Source organism: Kitasatospora sp. NPDC043949 (assembly GCF_056435365.1).
In genome coordinates this window covers 33198-52542 of record NZ_JBWKEQ010000029.1, presented here as the reverse complement: position 1 = coordinate 52542, position 19345 = coordinate 33198, and the positions used below count along the sequence as shown (strand labels likewise).

The window sequence follows — 19345 nt, the reverse complement described above, 5'->3', positions numbered from 1 at the left end:
GCCTCGTCCTCGACGACCACTGCAGCCTCCCCTCCCCCCCCCCCCCCCCCACCCACCCCCCCCCCCCCCCCCCCCCCCCCCCCCCCCCCCCCCCGCACCCCGAACCACCCGACGCACCATCACCTCCCCCACACCCGCAGGAGTGCGCATGCGCCACATCCCCCACCGCCTCGCGGCACCCGTGCTCGCGCTGGCCCTCGCCGCCACCGGCCTCGGCGCCCTCACCCTCGGCACGGCCGCCCCCGCCGCCGCCCTGGGCAACGGCAACGCCCTCACCCCGCCCATGGGGTGGAACTCCTGGAACTCCCTCGGCACCGAGGTCACCGAGGACCAGGTCGTCCAGACCATCGACTTCATGGCCGCCAACGGCCTGGTCGCGGCCGGCTACGACACCGTCACCATCGACGACGGCTGGTCGCTCTGGCACCGCGACGGCCAGACCACCGACCTCGTCCGCAACGCCGACGGCGCCATGCAGCTCTACGACACCGCCGGAAACCCCGTCGCCGGCACCGACGGCACCGGCACCGACCCCACCTCCGGCCACCTCATCCCCCGCCCGGACCACTTCCCGTCACAGACCGTCAACGGGCGGACCGTCAACGGCATCGAGTACCTCGCCCAGTACGCGCACAGCAAGGGCGTGAAGTTCGGCCTCTACGCCACCGACACCTACCTCACCTGCCAGATGCACCCCGGCAGCCTCGGCCACGAGAGCACCGACGCGGGCGACTTCGTCTCCTGGGGCGTCGACTACGTCAAGTACGACGACTGCCCCTACGGCCCACAGATCACCGGCCCGGACGGCCACAACTACTACACCCAGGGCGAGGGAAAGGAACTCACCCGCTCGGTCTACGCCCGCGTCCAGACCTTCCAGCACGCCCTCGACGCCGCCTCCGCCGCGCAGGGCCGGCCCAAGGTCACCCTCAGCGTCTCCGCCCAGCCCGCCCACACCGGCGTCCCGTACCTGCTCGCGGCCGACGACCCGGCGCGCACCGACCCGGTGGTGCAGGCCGCCGGCACCGCGCCGTTCCAGGCGCCCGGCTACGCGCCGACCGGCGTCTGGTGCGGCCAGGTCGCCAACCTCTGCCGGATCGGCGGCGACCGCGACAGCGAGCTCGACGGGGTGCTCTGGAACGGGCAGTTGCAGACCGCGCTGCAGTACCCCGGCAACGTGCGCCCGGGCAGCTGGAACGACCTCGACATGATGTTCACCGGCTGGCAGGACGTCTACGGCGCCTGGGGCACCACCGACACCTGCACCTGCCACAAGCCGTTCACCGACGACGAGTCCCGCACCGAGACCTCCGTCCTCGCGATGCTCGCAGCCCCGCTGGTCTCCGGCGCAGACCTGCGCACCGCCGCGCAGTCCCAGCACAGCGCGGACGGCCACACCTGGTCCACCGGGATCGACGCCGCGAGCCTGGCGATCCTGAAGAACCGCGACGTCATAGCCATCGACCAGGACGCCCTGGCCAAGCCCGCCACCCTGGTCGGCGCCAAACCCGCGAACGCCACCGCGCCGGTCGTCCTCCAGCGGCGGCTGGCGAACGGCGACACCGCCGTGCTGCTCGTCAACCAGGACCCGGCCGCGAGCCGCACGGTGAGCACCAGCCTGAGCGAACTCGGCCTCACCGGGCCCGGCTACACCGCCAAGGAGCTGTGGACGGGCGCGAGTTCGACCGTCACCGGCACGCTCGGCGCCTCGGTGGCCCCGCACGGCGTGGCGCTGTACCGGCTCAGCGCCCGGCCGGCCACCGGGCCGGCCGCGGTAGTCGACGACGGTCGCTACCACGCGATCGGCGCCGGCGGCAGCGGCGGGCTGGTCCTCGAAGTGGCGGGGACCTGTAGCTCGCCGCTCGGCGCCGTCGCCGACGTCAACACCTGGTGGCCCACGCACACCTCCGAGCAGTGGACCTTCACCAGCAACCCGGACGGCACCGTGCGGATCGCCGACGACTGCGCCACCGCCACCCACGCGCACACCGTGCTCGCCGCCGGCACCGACCCCGGCAACAGCGCCTACCTGCTCGACTACTCGCCCGGCAACCGCTGGCAGGAGTGGCGGGTCACCCAGGACGGCGCCACCGGCACGCTCACCGTCACCAACGTCGCCACCGGTCTGGTCCTCAACGCCCGCACCGGCACGGCGGGTTCGACCGTGACCACGGACGCGGCCGACGGCGCCGCCCCCGGACAGGGCTGGGGCGTCGTGTCCTGACCTCACCGGCGCCCGCGCCCTGACCACGTCCCCTGATCACGCCTCCTGACCGCGTCTCCTGATCACGATCCCGGGCGCTCCTCCTCCACCACGACGCCGACGCCCGGCCAGTGGCGTGCCAGGTCGGCGAAGAAGCGCCCGGCGTCGATCGCCGCCTCGGGCGGGTGGACGCCCGGGGCGCGGACGCCGCCGTCCAGGAGCTGGGCGAGGCCGAGGGCCGCCGGCACGCCGGTGCTCTCGGCCATGTCGCCGAGCAGGGCCTCGGCGCCGGTGAGCCGGGCGAGGACGGTGACCGGCCGGCCGTCGCGGCTGCCGGTGGCGGCGGCGAAGAAGCCGGGGAGGCTGCCGGGGCCGGGGAAGCGGGCCGCGCGGGCGGCGGCCCGCAGGGTGCGGCGCAGCGTGGGGCGGTCGAGGTCGACGGCGGCGGTCTCGTTGCCGAGGCGCCCGGCGTCGAGGTCGTCCCGCAGGACGTCCAGGTAGGCGGCCGTCCTGGCGGTGACGACCATGAGGTTGGCGGCCGCGCCGCCGGGCCGCAGGCTGCGGTGCAGGGTGACCGGTTCGGGGTGGCCGACGGTGTACGCGGTGCCACGGTGGCCGCCGGGCAGGTCGAGGGCGACCGGCCGCAGCGGGGGCCGCTGGACGATCCGGCCGCCGTCGACCACCGCGACCGTGCCGCTGATCTGCTGCATCCAGTGCACGGCGGCCGCCAGCGGGGCACCGTCCGGTCCGAGCAGGGAGGTGTCGTCGGGTTCGGCGCCCGCGTCGACGGGCCAGGCGGTGTAGAGGTCGGCCAGGGTGTCGAGGCGGGCGGCGGCCCGGACGGCGAGCAGGTTGCTGACGCCGGGGCTGGCGCCCATGCCGATCACGGCGCGGACGCCGGCGGCGCGGGCCTCGTCGTCGAGTTCCAGCATGGCGACGGTGGGTTCCCAGTCGTCGCAGATGTCCAGGTAGTGGGTGCCGGTGCGGATCGCCGCGCGCAGCACGCCGAGGCCGAAGCGGTAGTACGGGCCGACGGTGTTGAGGACGGCGTCGGCCTTCGCGAGGGCGGCGTGCAGTTGCACCCCGTCGGTGACGTCGACCTGGCGGGCCCGGACCGGTACCGGGCCGCCGGCGAGGGCGGCGGCGGTGCGGCGGGCGGCGTCCGGGTCGCGGTCGGCGATCACGAGTTCGTGGACGCCGGGCAGTCGGGCGGCGACCCGGGCGGCGACGCGGCCCATCGCTCCCGCTCCGCCGAGGGCGAGCACTCTCATCGTCGTTTCTCCTTTCGCCGGTCGGTGTTCACCGGCTGTGCGGCTGGGCCGTCAGCGCTGCCCGAGCGAGGTCAGTAAGCTGCGGTGCTCGTCGAGGTAGCCGGGGCTGAACAGCGAGCGGGGTGCGGTGGGGCCGTCCCCGTGGACGAGGACGACCAGGCCGGCGGGGGTACGGCCGCCGGTCGGGCGGGCGAGGACGCCGTGCAGCGGCTGTCTGCCGCCGGTGATGGTGACGCGTTCCCCCTTGAGGTCGTACTCGTTCCGGTACACCACCCAGCCGCCCGCGCCGAGCAGGAGCACCACCCACGGACAGCAGTGATCCCCAGAGCAGCCATCGCCCGCGCATCTTCGTTCCGCTAATCTATCGTTCTCAAAACGAACGTATCAGATCTGAACGCATTAGGATGGTCGCCATGGTGGAGATTCCGACCCGGGTGCTGGTCGAGGCGATGGTCCGCACGGACGGCACGGTCGACTGCGGCGACCTGTACACCGTGGCCGACCTGCTCGGGATGACCGACCAGCAGGTCCGGCTGACCGTCAAGCGCCTCACCGGCGACGGGCGGTTCGTCCAGGAGGGGCGCGGCCGCCGGGCCCTGCTGCGGGCCACCGCCGAGACCCGGCGCTCGATCGACCCCGACGTCGAGTACGTGGCGTTGATGTACGCCCAGGACCGCGGCCGGGCCCCCTGGGACGGCGTCTGGCACCTCGCGGGATTCGCCGTCCCCGAGCACGCCCGGCCCGCCCGGGACGCGCTGCGCGAGGCGATCCTCCGGCTCGGCGGCGCCCCGGTGCAGAACGGCCTCTACGTCTCGCCGCACCCCTGGGAGGAGGACGTCCTGGCCGAGGCCGCCGCCCTGGACGTGCGCGGCCACCTCACTCTCCTCACCAGCCGCGACCTGCGCGCCGGCGAGACCGACGACCCCCGCGCGCTCGCCCGGCGCTGGTGGCCGCTGGACCAGGTCGCCGAGGGCCACCAGCGGCTCGCCGAGGTCGCGGCCGACCGCCTCGACCGGCTGGAGAAGGGCCTCACCGGCTCCGAACTGCTCACCGTCGCCCTGGAGTTGGCCGCCGCCTTCACCGAGGCCATGGAGCCAGACCCGCTGCTGCCGCCGGAACTCCTGCCACAGCCCTGGCCCGGCACCGCGGCCCGCGAACTCGTCGCCCGCTGCTGGGCGCTGCTGCTCGCCGACCCCGGGCCGGGCGCACCCCGGCTGTTCGACGCCTACGCCGAGGTCGTCGCGGCCGTCACCGCGTAGCCGCCGGACCCGGCTCGGTCGCCTCCGTCGCGGCCGGGGCTGCGGGCGCGACCGGCTCCGGCAGGGTGCGGAACAGCAGCCAGCTCAGCACCGGCATCAGCACCAACGGCAGCAGGGCAGTGCGCAGCGAGGTCGCGTCGGCGAGGCCGCCGATCACCGGGCTCGCCAGGCCGCCGATGCTGACGGTCAGGCCCAGCGTGATCCCGCTGGCGGTGCCGATCCGCGAAGGCAGGTAGTCCTGCCCCAGCGTGACCTGCAACGAGAACGGCACGTACAGGCCCGCCGAGGTCAGCGCCACGAAGACGTACAGCGCCGGGCCCGGCACCAGCACCACGCCCGCCACGGCCACCGCCGCCACCAGGTACGACCAGCGCGCCACCGCGACCCGGCCCCAGCGGTCCGCCAGCGCGCCGCCCAGCACCGAACCCACCGCGCCGCCCGCGTACAGCACCACCAGCGCCGCGGTGCCCGCCGCCGTACCGCCGCCGACCCGCTGGGTGGCGAACAGCGCGAGGAAGGTGCTCAGGCCGGTGAAAGCGATCGAGCGGCACACCACGGCCAGCGACAGCCGCACGAACGAAACCCGGTCGTCGGCCCCGGCCACCGGCGCCGGAGCCGTCCCGGCGGCCCGCCGGCGCTCCAGTTCGCGCAGCACCGGCAGGCACAGGACGGCGCCCGCGAGCGCCGGCAGCACCAGCAGCGGAGTCAGCCGCAGGCCGCCGCCCGAGACCACCACGGACACCAGCAGCGGGGCCGCCGCGAAGCCCAGGTTGCCGCCCAGCGAGAACCAGGCCATCCCCCGGTGGCCGTCCCGCGCGGCCAGCCGGGCGACCCGGGCGGACTCCGGGTGGTACGCGGCCACCCCGACCCCGGACAGCGCCACGAAGGCCAGGGTCAGCGGGTACGAGCCGCTCACCCCGCTGAGCGCGATGCCCACGCCGCCCACCAGCGTGCTGACCGGCAGCAGCCAGGGCAGCGGGCGGCGGTCGGTGATCGCGCCGAACAGCGGCTGCGCCACCGAGGAGAGCAGGGAGGCGGCGAGCACCACGCCCGAGACGGCGGCGTAGCCGTAGCCGCGCTCGGCCACGAAGAACGGGACCAGGGCGGCCACCGCGCCCTGGTAGACGTCCACGCAGGCGTGTCCGAGGGACAGCAGGGTGATCGAGGAGTCCCGCTTGCCGGGTGTGCTCTTCGGATGGTCAGGCGTACTCGGCGTACTCGGTGTACTCGGTGTACTGGAGGTGTTGGACGCACTGGGCGTAGTGATCGGCGGGTTGTCCGGCGTTGTCTTCGGCATGCCGACATGCTCGGCGCAGCGGTACCTGTCGGGCTTCCGATAATCTGCCAGGTGATGCCGAACATCCGCCACGACCCCGTCGCCCCGACCCGCGTTCAGCGGCTGGCGTCCGGCGCCGGGATCGACGCCCACCGCCACGACGACCACCAGATCGCCTACGCGGCCAGCGGCGTGCTCGCCATCACCACCGACGCCGGCTCCTGGGTCGCCCCCGGCACCCGCGCCATCTGGGTCCCGGCCGGCACCGTGCACGCCCACCAGGCCCACGGCGAACTGGACCTCCACCTGGTCGGGCTGCCCGCCACCGAGAACCCGCTCGGCCTGGACCGGCCGACCGTGCTCGCCGTCGGGCCGCTGCTGCGCGAGCTGATCGTCGCCTACACCCGCACCCCCGAGGACGACAGCCCCGAACGGACCCGGCTGCGCGCCGTCCTGCTCGACCAGCTGCGCGCCTCCCCGCAGCAGCCGCTGCACCTGCCCGCCCCCGCCACACCGCTGCTGCGCGCGGTCTGCGACCGGCTCCGCGCCGATCCGGCCGACCAGCGCACCCTCACCGAACTGGGCCGGGCGGCCGGCGCCAGCGACCGCACGCTCTCCCGGCTCTTCCGGGCCGACCTCGGCATGACCTTCCCGCAGTGGCGCACCCAGCTGCGGCTGCACCACGCACTGGTGCTGCTCGCCGAGGGCCTGCCCGTCACCACGGTCGCGCACCGCTGCGGCTGGTCCTCCGCGAGCGCCTTCATCGACGTCTTCCGCCGCGCCTTCGGCCACACCCCGGGCCGCCACCCCGCGTACTGACCCCGAATCGTCCGCCGCTGGTGGCAGGGTGGGGAGCATGTGCGGTCGTTTCGTCTCCACCACCACGCCCCAGGACCTCGTCGCCCTGCTCGGCGAACTGCGCTGGGATCCGGCCGAGTCGTTCGCGCCGAGCTGGAACGTGGCGCCCACCGACCCGGTGCCCGCCGTCCTGGAACGCGTCGACCGGGAGAGCGGCGAGCTGCTGCGGCAGCTGCGCCCGCTGCGCTGGGGCCTGGTGCCGTCCTGGTCCAAGGATCCCTCCGGCGGCGCCCGCATGATCAACGCCCGCTCGGAGACCGTCCACCTCAAGCCCGCCTTCCGCAAGGCCTTCACCACCCGGCGCTGCGTCATCCCCGCCGACGGCTACTTCGAGTGGCGCGAGGTGCCCGCCGCCGCCGGCCGGAAGAAGTACAAGCAGCCGTACTTCCTCAGCACCGGCTCGGTCATGCTGATGGCCGGCCTGTACGAGTTCTGGCGCGACCAGACCCGGCCCGAGGACGACCCGGTGGCCTGGCTCGCCACCGCCACCGTCATCACCACCGACGCCACCGACAGCGCCGGGCGCGTCCACGACCGGATGCCGCTCACCATCGCCCCCGCCGACCTGTCCGCCTGGCTCGCCCCCGATCTCACGGACTCCGACGAACTCCACCACCTGCTGCGCCGCCCCGCCGACGGCGCCCTGCGGGTGCGGGCCGTCTCCCCCGCCGTCAACAGCGTCCGCGCCAACGGGCCGGAACTGCTCGACCCCACCCCGGACCCGCTGGGACTGGCGGACTGACGCCGCCCGGCCGTCAGGCGATCCGGCCGGCCAGCCCGGGGTAGTCGAGGACCAGGCCGTCCCGGTCCAGCACGAGGTCGCTGCGGAAGTCCCCGGAGGCGTAGCGGACGGTGGCCCGCCCGCCGTCCAGGCCGAGGTGGGTGTAGGTCTGACGGGAGGGGTGCACCGTCAGGTCGGGCACCCGGATCCACGCCATCAGGAAGTGCCGCTCGCCCGGGCCCCGGTGGAGGCCGTGGCGCAGCACCGGCGGGGTGTTGGTCACCGGGGAGAGCCCGAGGTCGCAGTCCAGCGCGCCGGCCAGGTCGGGCCGTTCCACGCCGTCGACGCTCCAGCGGCCGCCGTCCTGACGCAGTTCCAGCTCGCGGACGCCGTCGGCGGTCTCGGCCCGGACCCGCATCCACCGGGTGACGAAGCCCTCGCCGGTCTCCAGTTCGTACGTCAGCCAGTACGGCGCGGGCCGCGCGGCGGCGACCCGGCCGCGGGCGTGCAGGGCGGCGGCGCCGAGCTCGATCCAGGACGTCTCCAGGCCGCCCGTCTCGGCGACCTGCCAGGTGGGAACGGTGTGCGTGATCATCCGGGCACGCTACCGTCCGGTACCGACAGGCGCGCGCCCCCTCCGGGCGACCGGCGGGATCCGGTGACACGGCGCCCGCCCGCGACTACGGTGGGCGGGCGGAACCGTACGTGGGGGTGAGGGCGCCGAAGTGTTGATGTCCAGGACGACGCATGTCCGGCCCGAGGGCGGCCTGCCCGACCACGAGGCCTTCGACCAGCGGCGCCGCCCGGTCTCGCCCGCCACCGCCGGGAACCCGCACGCCGAGCAGCGGGCGGCCGTACTGCCGCCCGAGGCGGCGCGGGCCGCGCTGACCGTCGAGGCGAGCGCCCCCGCTCCCAACCTGCCGCCCCGCGCCGCGGACCGACTCGTGGGCCGCGACGGCGCGTTGCGGGCGATCGCCGAGGCGCTGTCGGACGGCGACGGCAGCGGGCTGGTCACCCAGGCCACCACGCTGCACGGCCTCGGCGGGGTCGGCAAGACCACCGTCGCGCTGCACTACGCCTACGCCGAGGCCGCGCACTACCGGCTGATCTGGTGGATCACCGCCGAGTCCGAGGAGCAGCTCGCCGAGGCCTTCGCCGACCTCGCCGTCCACCTCCACCCCACCTGGGCCCTCACCGCCCCGCCCGGCCAGCAGGTCGAGTGGGCGCTCGCCTGGCTGCGCGCCCACGACCGCTGGCTGCTCGTCTACGACAACGCCGAGGACCCGGTCCACCTCACCCCCTATCTCGGCCGGCTGCTCGGCTGCGGCCACCAGTTGGTCACCAGCCGCCGCGCCGGCGGCTGGCACCCCGGCATCCGCCCGGTGCGGATCGACGTCCTCGACGCCCCCGAGGCCACCCGGCTGCTCTGCGGCGCCGCCCACCCCGGGGCGCGGGCCGAACAGGCCGAGGTGCTCGCCCTCGCCGACGAACTCGGCCACCTCCCGCTCGCCCTCGCCCAGGCCGGCGCCTACGTGCAGCAGACCGGCACCACCTTCGCCGCCTACCGCGAGCTGCTGCGCACCAGCGGCCCGGCCCGCCCTGACGCCGGCTCCGACTCCGGTACTGGCTCCGGCGCGGTGGCCACCGTCTCCCGGCTCTGGCACACCACCCTGCGCGCCGTCCAGGCCACCGCCCCGTTCGCCGTCGAGCTGCTGCGCACGCTCGCCTGGTACGCCCCCGAGGCACTGCCGCGCGAAGCCCTGACGCCCTTCGGCGCGCGCCGCCCGGCCGAGGTCGACTCCGCGCTGCGGCTGCTCGCCGACTACAACCTGATCACCCTCGGCGAGACCGTCACCGTGCACCGCCTGCTCCAGGGCGTGCTGCGCCGTTCCGACGGAGCCCGCCCGCTGCGCCGGCGCGCCGAACAGCAGCTCGCCGAGGCCGCCGCCCGGCTCTGGCCGACCGCCGGGCCCCGGCTGCGCCGGGCGCTGCTGCCGCACATCCGCGAGCTGGCCGCCGGCGGCCCGTCCGATCACCCCACCCCGCAGACCGTCGCGCTGTACCGGCTGGCCGCCGGCGAGCTGACCGACCGGGCCCAGCGGGTGTTCGCCATCCCGCTGGTCACCGCGATGGCCGACGGCCAGACCCGCCTGCTGGGCTCCGACCACCCCGACACCCTGGCCACCCGGGGCCGGCTCGCCGAACTCCACACCCGGGCCGGCGACCCGGCCCGCGCCGTCGCGCTCTGCCGGGCGGTGGTGGCCGACCGCACCCGCCGCCAGGGCCACGACCACCCGGCCGCCCTCGCCGACCGCAGCACCCTCGCCCACGCCTACCGCAAGGCGGGTGAACACCGGTGCGCCGTCGAGGAGTTCCGCGCGGTGGTGGCCGACCGGGCCCGGGTGCTCGGCGCCGACAGCCGGGAGACCCTCACCAGCCGCGCGGGCCTGGCCTACGCCCTCCAGGTGGCCGGTCAGCACCAGGCGGCGGTGGCGGAGTTCGAGCGGCTGCTGGCCGACGCCGGCCGGGTCCTGGACGACCCCGACCACCCGGACATCCTGGCCCACCGCAACGGGCTCGCGTACGCCCAACTCACCGCCGGTCAGCACCGGTTGGCCATCACCCTGTACGAGCAGGCGGTGGCCGACCGGGCCCGGGTGCTCGGCGCCGACCACCCCGACACCCTCACCAGCCGCGACTGGCTCGCGGCCGCCCACGTCGTCGCGGGAGACCACCGGGCCGCGGTCGCCGGGTACGAGGCGCTGGTCGCCGACCACGTCCGGGTCCAGGGGCCGGACCACCCGCAGACCCTCTTCGCGCGCGGCCGGCTGGCGACGGCCCACTGCGAGGCCGGGCACCCGGCCTCGGCGGTCACCCGGTTCACCGATCTGGTCGGCGACTACACCCGCGTCCTCGGGCCCGACCACCCCCACACGCTGGACGCGCGCAGCGGTCTCGCCCACGCCCACCGCGAGGCGGGCCAGCTCCGGACGGCGGTGGACGAACACCGGGCGCTGGTCCGCGACCGCGCCCGCGCCCAGGGGCCGGACCACCCCGGCACGCTGGAGGAGCGCAGCGACCTCGCCTACGCGCTGCGCGTCGCGGGCCGGACCGGCCGTGAACTGGCCGAGTTCGAGGACCTGGTGGCCCACCGCGCCCGCGTCCAGGGCCCGGACCACCCGGACACCCTGGACGAACGGTCCAACCTCACCCGCACCCTGCTGTTGGCCGGGCGCCCCCGCGCGGCGCTCGCCGAATGCCAGCGGCTCCTCGCCGACCGCGAGCGGGTCCACGGCCCCGACCACTACGAGACCTTCGAGGCTCGACTGAGCCTGGCCCGGGCCTTCGGCGACGCCGGCGACCACCGACACGCGGCGGAGCTGTGCGACCGACTCGTCGCGGACCGGCTGCGGGTGCTCGGCGCCGACCACCCCGCCGTCCTCCACACCCGCGGCTGGCAGGCCTGGCTGCACGGCGCGGCGGAGCACCACTGGCGGGCCGTGGAACTGCGCGAACGGCTGGTGGCCGACTACGACCGGGTCCACGGCCCCGACCACCCGCAGACCCTCAACGCCCGCACCGGCCTGGCCTACGCCCTCCAGAGCGCGGGACGGATCCGGGAGGCGCTCGTCGAGCGCGAACGGGTGCTGGCCGACCTGACCCTGGTGCTCGGCGCCGGGCATCCCACCACCCTCAGCGCCCGCCTCCAGCTGGCGCGGACCCACGACGAGAGCGGCGACCACCCGCGCGCCGTGGAGCTGTACGCGGAACTGGTCGCCGACTGCGTCCGGCTGTACGGCGAGGAGCACCCCCGCACCCTCAGCACCCGGTGGTGGCTCGCCTCCGCGCACGGGGACGCCGGGGAGCACCGGCACGCGGCGGAACTGTACGAAGCACTGGCAGCCGACCGCGCCCGGCTCCAGGGCCCCGACCACCCGGAGACGCTCAACACCCGCCGGTGGCACGCCGACAGCTGCCGGGAGGCGGGCGACCACCGGCGGGCCGTCACGCTGTCCGAAACCCTGGTGGCCGACCAAGCCCGCGTCCACGGACCGGAACACCCCGACACCCTGGGCGCCCGTCTGGTGCTGGCGCAGGCGCTCACCGCCGCCGGCCGGCACCGCCGGGCGCTGGAGCTCCACCAGGAGCTCGTCGCGGACCGGGCCCGGATCCAGGGCCCCGACCACCCGGACACCCTCAATGCCCGCTGGTGGCTGGCACACGACTGCCAGCGGGCCGGCGAGCACCGCCGCGCGGTGGAGCTGTACGACGCACTGGCGGCCGATCGCGGCCGGATCCTGGGCGCCGACCACCCCCAGACCCTCACCGCCCGCTGGTGGCAGGCGAACGGTCACCAGCGGGCCGGCCACCACCACCGTGCGGTGGAGCTGTTCGACGCGCTGGTGGCCGACGACACCCGGATCCGCGGTGCCGACCACCCCGAGACGCTGGCCACGCGCGCCGGACTGGCCTGGGCCACCTCCTCCGCGAACGACCACCGCCGTGCCATCGCCCGCTACGAGGCCCTGGCCGCCGACCGCACCCGGATCCACGGCGCCGACCACCCGCTGGCCCTGGACGCCCGCGGCTCCCTGGCCTGGGCGCACGCCGAGGCGGGCGACCACCGCCGCGCCGCGGAGCTGCACTCCGCGCTGGTGGCCGACCGCACCCGGCTCCAGGGCCCCGACCACCCCGACACCCTCGGCACCCGGCGCTCGCAGGCGGCGGGCCACCACGAGGTCGGCGAACTCGACCGCGCCCTGGAGCTGTACGAGGCACTGGTCGCAGACCTGGCCCGGGTCCTGGGCGCCGACCACCCCACCACCCTGGACACCCGGCTCGGCCTGGCCCAGGCCTGCCGCGAGGCGGCCGAGCACGACCGCTCGGTGGACCTGTTCCGGGCCCTGGTCGCCGACTACGAGCGGGCGCTCGGACCGGACCACCCCGACACCCTCGACGCGCGGCTCGGCCTCGCGCGGTCGGTGGTGGCGGCGGGCGACCACCCCGCCGCCGCCGAGCTGTACACGGCGCTGCTGGCCGACCAGGAGCGGGCGCAGGGCCCGGACCACCCGGACACGCTCACCACCCGGTGGTGGCAGGCCGCCGCCCACCGCGACGCGGACGACCAGCGCCGCGCGGCCGAGGCCTTCGGCGCCGTCGCCGCCGACCGGGCCCGGGTGCTCGGCCCGGACCACCCCGACACCCTCAACACCCGCTGGTGGCAGGCCTCCTCGTACCGCGCGGGCTACGACCTCCAACGCGCGCTCGACCTGGCCGTGCCCCTGGTCGCCGACACCGAGCGGGTGCTCGGGCCCGACCACCCCGACGCCCTCGGCGCCCGGTTCCTGCTGGCCTGGACGTACCGGTCGGGCGGCGACCACCGCCCCGCGACGGAACTCGACGAGGCGCTGCTGCGGGACCGGATCCGGCTCCAGGGCCCGGACCACCCCGACACCCTCGCCTGTCGCGGCAGCCTCGCCCAGGACCGCCGGCTCGCGGGCCTCCTGCACCAGGCCGAGGCCGAACGGGAGGCGCTGGCCGCCGACCGTGCGCGCATCCACGGCCCCGACCACCCGGACACCCTCCTCCAGCTCTCCCAACTCGCCGAGGCCGTCCTCGCCACCGGCGAACTCGACCGCGCCACAGCCCTGTTCACCGAGCTGATCGCCCACCGGACCCGGGTCCAGGGCGCGGACCACCCGGACACCCTCGGCGAGCGCTCCGGCCTCGCCTCCGTCCACGCCTGCGCCGGCCGGCAGCGGCAGGAGATCGTCGAACGGCTGATGCTGCTCGCCGACCACGAGCGCGTACACGGCCAGGACCACCCCGACACCCTCACCGCGTGCACCGACCTCGCCCACGCCCACCGCCGCCGCTGGGAGCACGACCGCGCCGACGCGCTCTACCGCGCCCGCGCCCTGCTGGCCGACCGCACCCGGATCCTCGGTGCCGAACACCCCGGCGCCCCGGACACCATCGATGCCCTCGACTCCCTCGACTCCCTCGACGACCGGGACAGCATCGCGCTCAACCTCGTCGAGGCCGGCCGGTACGCGGAGGGCGCCGACTGCTACCGGGAGGCGCTGGCCGCCGCCGAATCGGCCCTCGGCCCGGAGCACCTGCTCGCCCACGCCGTACGGTACGGCCTCGCCCAGGCGCTGCTGCTCGCCGGGGACCACGCCGGCGCGATCGCCGAACTGTCGCCCCTGACGGCGGACTGGACCAGACCCGCCGGCCCCGCCCTGCCCGGCCTCGTCCGGTCCGGGTGCGTCCTCGCCGTCGCCCGCCACCTCAACGGGGAGCACGAGGCGGCGGTGCACCTGGCCGCCACCCTCGCCGCCTGTGCGGACGACGCCCTCGGCAGCACCGACGACGCCACCCTCGCCGCCCGCGAGGCCCACGCGCTGCTGCTGGCCTGCGGCCCGCGGCCGCTGCGCGCCGTCGTCCGGCTGGAGGAACTCGCCGAGGAGTGCGCCGCGAGCCACGGCCCGCGCAACTCCCTCACCCTGAGCATCCGCCAGAGCCTCGCCCACGCGCGGCTGCGGGCCGGCGACGCCGTCGGGGCGGTGCGGGTGTACGAGGGCATCGTCGCCGACCGGCTCCCGGCCGGGACACTGCTGACCGGACACCGGCACGCCGACGACGTCGCCGTCAGCCTCGGTACCCTGCGCCCCGGGCTGCTCCCGGTGTTCCCCACCCTGGCCGTCGGCCTGGCCGCCGCGCTCGCCGCGAGCGGGCGCCGGGACGCCGCCCGGGACCTGCTGGTGGCCGTCCACACCGCGCGCCGGACCCTGATGGGCCCCGGCCATCCGCTGGCAGTGGAGAGCCGGACGGCCCTGGCCCGACTCGACGGCGGCGCAGCGGAGTCGCCGGCCCCACTTGACGACGGCGGGCCGGAGTCGCTGCCGGCCGCACCCGTCCGCGCGGAGCTCGGGCCGGAACCGTCCGAGCCGGCCGCACTGATCCGGTGCTCGCGCGGGGAGCGGCGCCGCTCCCCGGCGCCCGCGGTACCGAGGACGGCCTGGCGGCCCCGGCTCACCCTGCTCGACGAGCCGGCGGTGGGGGCCGCCGTGCGGCTGGAGCTGCGGTTGGAACCCGAGGTGCCGCAGGCCGACCCCGGCGAGCTGCCGGGCCTGCGCCTGGTGGCCGTCGCCGCCTCGGACGCCGTGCTCGATCCACCCGTCGCCGACTACAGCCCGGCCGGGGAGCCCGCCCGCTTCGCGCTGACCCCGTCCGTGCCGGGGCCGCACACCGTCCGGATCACCGTCTACGACCGGGGGCACGGCTCCGTGCTCCAGGACCTGTCCACCGTCGTCGACGTCCCGCACGTCCCGCGCGTCCCCCAAGTCGGCCAAGTCGGCCAAGTCCCCACCGTCACCGACGTCACCCACATCGCCCAGGACGAGGAGTAATCGCGTGGCCCGGGACCTCCTCGTCGAGATCCGTCAGAACCCCTCCGCCGACTTCACCCGGCTCCCCCGGCAACAGGCTCCGGACGCCCCGCAGGCCAAGGAGCCGGCCCCGCTGGACCTCGTGGTCTCGCTGCGCCGCCACCGCGACGACCTGCTCGTCTCCGCCTTCCGGCCCGGCGAGCGCACGCCCTGGTCCCGCCCCCACCGCGCGGAGCTGAAGGTGTCCGCCCCCGCCCTGCTCGCCCGGGCCTCCCGGCTGCGGACCATCTGGCGCGACCGCCTGGTCCAGTACGACCCGGAGCCGATCGGCGGCTACCCCTTCGCCCAGGCCGTCGACTTCAACCGGCTGGCCGGCGTCGCCGAGCGGCAGGTCGCCGAACTGGCCGAGGAGGGACGGTACTTCCTGGAGGTGATGCTCGACGGGCCGGACCGCGAACTCACCGTCTTCCGCGACTACCTCACCCGGACGCTCACCGAGAGCGGCTCGCTGCGGATCAGCTTCGACTCCGACCTCCACCTGCCCTGGCCGATGCTCGCCGTCGACGGCGGCCACGCCGACCCGTGGGCGGACTTCCTCGGCCACCGCCACCAGGTCGAGCAGACCGGCGCCGGCTACCCGCCGATCCAGCCGCCGTACCCGGCCCGCGCCAGGCCCGTCACCAGCCTCAACACCGACGACCAGCTCACCGACGTCGGCCGGGCCCCCGAGGTCCGCAAACTGCTGGAGGACCGCTCCCAGCTGACCGTGCGCACCGAGTCCGAACCGCTGCTCAAGGCGCTGTCCTCCGCCGTGCTGGACGAGGACGTCATGTACTTCTGGTGCCACGGCCAGTTCGTCGCCGGCGACTCCCCGTACGAGCAGCTCGCCGTCCGGCTCTCCGACGACCGCCAGATCGACGCCGACCTGGTGCGCCGCCACCGCCGCCGGCACGCCGAGGCGCCGGACGCCATGTTCCGGCCGTTCGTGCTGCTGAACGCCTGCCACACCGGGCAGTCCACGGCCGCCGAACTGGAGCACCTCGGCCGGGCACTGGTCGACCTCGGCGCCAACGGTGTGCTCGGCCCGCAGATCGAGATCCCGCAGGTCTTCGCCGCCGAGTACGCCTTCGCCTTCCTCGACCTCTACCTGACCGGGGAGTCCACGGCGGGCGAGATCACCCAGCAGTTGGTCCGGTGGTTCGCCCGCGAGTACCGCAACCCGCTGGCGCTCACCTACTCCCTGCACTGCGGCCTCGACAGCATCCTGGAGCTGACCCCGTGACGGCGCCCCCGCCCATCGCCACCGCCACCGCCACCGTCGACCTGGACGAGGAGGGCCGGCTGCTCGTCCCCGGCACCCGCACGCCGGTGCCCGAGGCCCGGATCGCCCAACACCTCGCCCGGCACCTGCGCATCCCCCCGCGGGCGACCGACGTCTACGTCTACGTCCACGGTTGGCAGACCAGCCCCGCCGCCGACCGCTCGGCCGCCGCCCTGCTCACCGAGGCCGCCGCCCTGCACCGGTCCGCGCCGACCGCCTACCCCGGGCTGACCAGGGGGTTCCGCCCGTGGTGCGTGGTGGTGCGCTGGCCGTCCTCCAGCCTGCCGTCGCCGGCCGGCTACCGCCGGATCCGGGCCCGGGCGCACGCCATGAGCGCCCAGGGGCAGGCCGGGCGCGTCCTGGGCCACCTGCTCGGCTACCTGGACGCCGACCGCGGCGACCCGGCCGCGCCCCGCGTCCTGGCCAACCGCAACGGCCAGTACCTGCACCTGGTCGGCCACTCCTTCGGCGGCCGTTTCCTCTGCGAGGCCGTCCAGTACGCGGCCGACCGGCCCGCCGGGCCACCGGTGCTGGGCTGGAGCCGGCCGGGCGACCCCACCCGGCCGTTCACCGTCGACAGCGCGCTGATCTTCCAGATGGCCGCGCCCCGCGACGCCTTCACCCACCTCTTCCCCCGGCTGTTCCTCGGCCCCGGCCGGCCCGGCGCCCCGCTGCGCGGCCCGCTGGTGCTCACCCACTCCCGCTGGGACCGCGCCACCGGCTTCTGGCACCTGCGCGCCGAGGGCCGCCCGGGCATCGGCCACTCCGGCACCGGCGTCGCCCCCGTCCCCCAGTTCAGCACCCGGCTGCGCCCGACCGCCTCCCCGTACCCGCACGCCGAGTTGGACCACCCAATCGTCAACATCGACGCCGCCCGGGTCTACCGCGGCGGCCTGGCCACCCGCCTCAACCCGGCGGGCGCCCACTCCGACTTCCACCACCCCGAATCCGCCCACCTGCTGCTCAGCCTCGCCGCCCACTCACGCTGACCGGACGGGCCCGTCGTCCCGCTCGGGTGCCCCGACCGATCCACGCCAGCCGCCGCGCGGGTCAGTCCGCGCCGGTCAGTCCTGCGGGGTGAACGACTCCAGGTAGGCGGCCGCCTTCGCGGGGTCGAGGAACCACTGCTCCAGGTCGGCCGGGTCGTTGAAGGCGTTGGCGAACCGGTCGGCGACGGGCGGGAGTTGACCGGCGGCGCCGAGCAGGTGCAGGACGTGCTCGGGCGGCGGCGCGAGCATCGCGTTGCTCCAGACGGTGCTGGGGCGCACGGTCTGCCAGAAGCGGTCGAAGGCGGCCCGCATGAAGTCGCGGTCGAACGGCTTGTCGCCGTGCGCGAGGATCGCGTCGAGGTAGCCGGCCGCGCACCGGGCGGCGTTGTTGGAGCCCTGGCCGGTGATCGGGTCGTTGAGGACGACGACGTCCGCGACGCCCAGCGCCGCTCCGCCGCCGGGCAGTTCGCCGACCGGGTGGCGGACGACGGGGGTGAAGCGCCCGGCGAGGGTGGCGCCGGCGTCGGTGAGTTCGATTCCGGCCCGGGCGCGGTCATACTCCCAAGGAGTGAAGGCCTTCATCAGGTCGAGCGTCACCCGCAGGTGTTCGGCCGGGTCGCGGACCCCGTCGAAGGCGTCCGCCGGGCCGCCCGGGGCGGCCTCCCAGAGCAGGATGTCGCACGGGCCGGCCGCGGTCAGCGCCGGCATGACGAACAGTTCGCCGACGCCGGGCACCACGTTGCAGCGGACGGCGGGGAAGTCGTGCTCGGGGCGCGGGCCGAGCCCGTACACGTAGCTGGCGGCCAGCGCGCGCTGCGGTCGGTCGTAGCGGGAGCGCTCGTGGTCGCGCTCGAACATCGCGGCCAGGTCGCCCTTTCCGGCCGCGACCAGGACCAGGTCGTAGGAGCCGGAGAGGTGTTCGAGGTCGCCGACGGTCACCGGGCGGACCACGACCCGGCCGCCGCGCCCGGCGAAGGTCTCCAGCCAGGCGGGCATCTTCAGCCGCTGGTCGACGGACTGCGCGGGCGCGTCCAGGCGCCCGACCCAGTCGATCACCCGCGCGGACTCCGGCCCGGCGACGGAGACTCCGACGCCCTCGATCCGGGGTGCGGTGTCCGCCCAGAGGTCCAGGCCGAGGTCGCGTTCGGTCCGCAGCGCGGCGTCGAACATGCACTGGGTGGACAGCACCCGGCCGCTCCGGACCGCGTCCGCGTCGCGGTCGGTCATCACCGTCACGTCGTAGCCGTGGGCCTGGAGCCCCAGGGCCAGTTGGAGGCCGGCCTGCCCCGCGCCGACGATCAGAACTCTGCGCATCGTCTCCGCTTTCCTGGTTGTACGTCCTGGCCCGGCCTCAACACCCGTCCGTCCGTGGGCTGGTGAGCCCGCGGGGGGAGGTGGGCACCGGTCGGCCGCCAGTCGCGCTGCCAGTGGCCTGGATACCAGTCATCGGGCACCCGCGTCCACGGCCCGCGCACGCCCGGCCGGGAACGTCACCGTCCGCGGTCGGACGCGGTCGAACAAGCGATTTGAAAAATTCTTCAACTTCATACATGCTGGCGAGCCGCCGACCCCCGGCCCGACCCGAGAGGACAGCCCGCGCGCATGAGCGACCACCTCCCCCCGTGCCCGTCGTGCTCCAGCGAGTACACCTATGAGATGAACGCCCTCATGGTCTGCCCGGAGTGCGGCCACGAGTGGATGCCCGCGGCAGGCGGCGCCGCTGAACCGGCCGGCCCGGGCGAGCGGGTGATCCGGGACGCGGTCGGCAACGTGCTCAGCGACGGCGACACCGTGACCGTCGTCAAGGCGCTCAAGGTCAAGGGCAGCGTCTCCGGCATCAAGGCGGGCACCAAGGTCCGCAACATCCGTCTGGTCGACGGCGTCGACGGCCACGACATCGACTGCCGGATCGAGGGGTTCGGCGCGATGCAGCTCAAGTCGAGCGTGGTCAAGAAGGCCTGACCGGGCCCGCGCCCGGCGCGGAAAGGGGGGGGGGGGGGGGGGGGGGGGGGGGGGGGGGGGGGGGGGGGGGGGGGGGGGGGCCTCCGGGTCGTTC

Annotated in this window: 13 protein-coding genes; 8 read left to right on the top strand and 5 right to left on the bottom strand. The window is 75.7% G+C overall.

Annotated elements, in window-relative coordinates; translation table 11 throughout:
• Positions 1-148: 148 nt before the first annotated feature.
• Positions 149-2224: an RICIN domain-containing protein gene (locus AC07AL_RS23330; protein WP_400988643.1), complete on the top strand. Its 2076-nt coding sequence runs from the start codon at positions 149-151 to the stop codon at positions 2222-2224.
• A 62-nt stretch (positions 2225-2286) separates the two neighbouring features.
• Here AC07AL_RS23330 and AC07AL_RS23325 read toward each other — a convergent pair whose 3' ends face one another.
• Positions 2287-3474, bottom strand: coding sequence for a saccharopine dehydrogenase family protein (locus AC07AL_RS23325; RefSeq protein WP_400988641.1), 1188 nt, complete (start codon positions 3472-3474; stop codon positions 2287-2289).
• Between the two features lie 51 nt (positions 3475-3525).
• On the bottom strand, positions 3526-3777 hold the full coding sequence (locus tag AC07AL_RS23320; RefSeq protein ID WP_363586361.1) for a hypothetical protein: 252 nt from the start codon (positions 3775-3777) through the stop codon (positions 3526-3528).
• A gap of 110 nt (positions 3778-3887) precedes the next feature.
• On the opposite strand from AC07AL_RS23320, the gene AC07AL_RS23315 reads away from it, so the two are divergent.
• Complete coding sequence (locus tag AC07AL_RS23315) at positions 3888-4733, top strand: PaaX family transcriptional regulator C-terminal domain-containing protein (protein ID WP_363586360.1); 846 nt, start codon at positions 3888-3890, stop codon at positions 4731-4733.
• On the opposite strand, the gene AC07AL_RS23310 is transcribed toward AC07AL_RS23315, so the two are convergent.
• A complete protein-coding gene (locus AC07AL_RS23310) occupies positions 4723-6030 on the bottom strand; it encodes an MFS transporter (protein WP_363586359.1) in 1308 nt (435 codons plus the stop codon). The two genes, AC07AL_RS23315 and AC07AL_RS23310, sit on opposite strands and share 11 nt — an antisense overlap.
• A 54-nt stretch (positions 6031-6084) precedes the next feature.
• Here AC07AL_RS23310 and AC07AL_RS23305 point away from each other — a divergent pair, with 54 nt between their 5' ends.
• Complete coding sequence (locus AC07AL_RS23305; protein WP_363586358.1) at positions 6085-6828, top strand: AraC family transcriptional regulator; 744 nt, start codon at positions 6085-6087, stop codon at positions 6826-6828.
• Between the two features lie 37 nt (positions 6829-6865).
• Positions 6866-7609: an SOS response-associated peptidase gene (locus tag AC07AL_RS23300; RefSeq protein ID WP_363586357.1), complete on the top strand. Its 744-nt coding sequence runs from the start codon at positions 6866-6868 to the stop codon at positions 7607-7609.
• 13 nt (positions 7610-7622) lie between these two features.
• Here AC07AL_RS23300 and AC07AL_RS23295 read toward each other — a convergent pair whose 3' ends face one another.
• Complete coding sequence (locus AC07AL_RS23295; protein ID WP_363586356.1) at positions 7623-8183, bottom strand: putative glycolipid-binding domain-containing protein; 561 nt, start codon at positions 8181-8183, stop codon at positions 7623-7625.
• Between the two features lie 136 nt (positions 8184-8319).
• Between AC07AL_RS23295 and fxsT the strand changes: the two genes are divergently transcribed.
• From fxsT to AC07AL_RS23280, 3 genes are read left to right on the top strand one after another with little or no spacing between them, the layout of a single operon-like run.
• Positions 8320-15000, top strand: a complete 6681-nt coding sequence (gene fxsT / locus AC07AL_RS23290) for an FxSxx-COOH system tetratricopeptide repeat protein (protein ID WP_478318042.1) — start codon at positions 8320-8322, stop codon at positions 14998-15000.
• A gap of 4 nt (positions 15001-15004) precedes the next feature.
• Positions 15005-16261, top strand: coding sequence for a CHAT domain-containing protein (locus tag AC07AL_RS23285; RefSeq protein ID WP_363586354.1), 1257 nt, complete (start codon positions 15005-15007; stop codon positions 16259-16261).
• Entirely contained in the window at positions 16258-17289 is a 1032-nt protein-coding gene (locus tag AC07AL_RS23280) for a hypothetical protein (protein WP_478318040.1), read from the top strand. The genes AC07AL_RS23285 and AC07AL_RS23280 overlap by 4 nt, the downstream gene beginning before the upstream one ends.
• A gap of 75 nt (positions 17290-17364) precedes the next feature.
• Here the strand turns inward: AC07AL_RS23280 and AC07AL_RS23275 are convergent, their stop codons facing one another.
• Positions 17365-18603, bottom strand: a complete 1239-nt coding sequence (locus tag AC07AL_RS23275) for a styrene monooxygenase/indole monooxygenase family protein (protein ID WP_363586352.1) — start codon at positions 18601-18603, stop codon at positions 17365-17367.
• Between the two features lie 288 nt (positions 18604-18891).
• On the opposite strand from AC07AL_RS23275, the gene AC07AL_RS23270 reads away from it, so the two are divergent.
• The gene (locus AC07AL_RS23270) at positions 18892-19251 is read left to right on the top strand and encodes a zinc ribbon domain-containing protein YjdM (RefSeq protein ID WP_063345891.1); all 360 of its coding nucleotides are present in this window, start codon (positions 18892-18894) and stop codon (positions 19249-19251) included.
• Positions 19252-19345 lie beyond the last annotated feature (94 nt).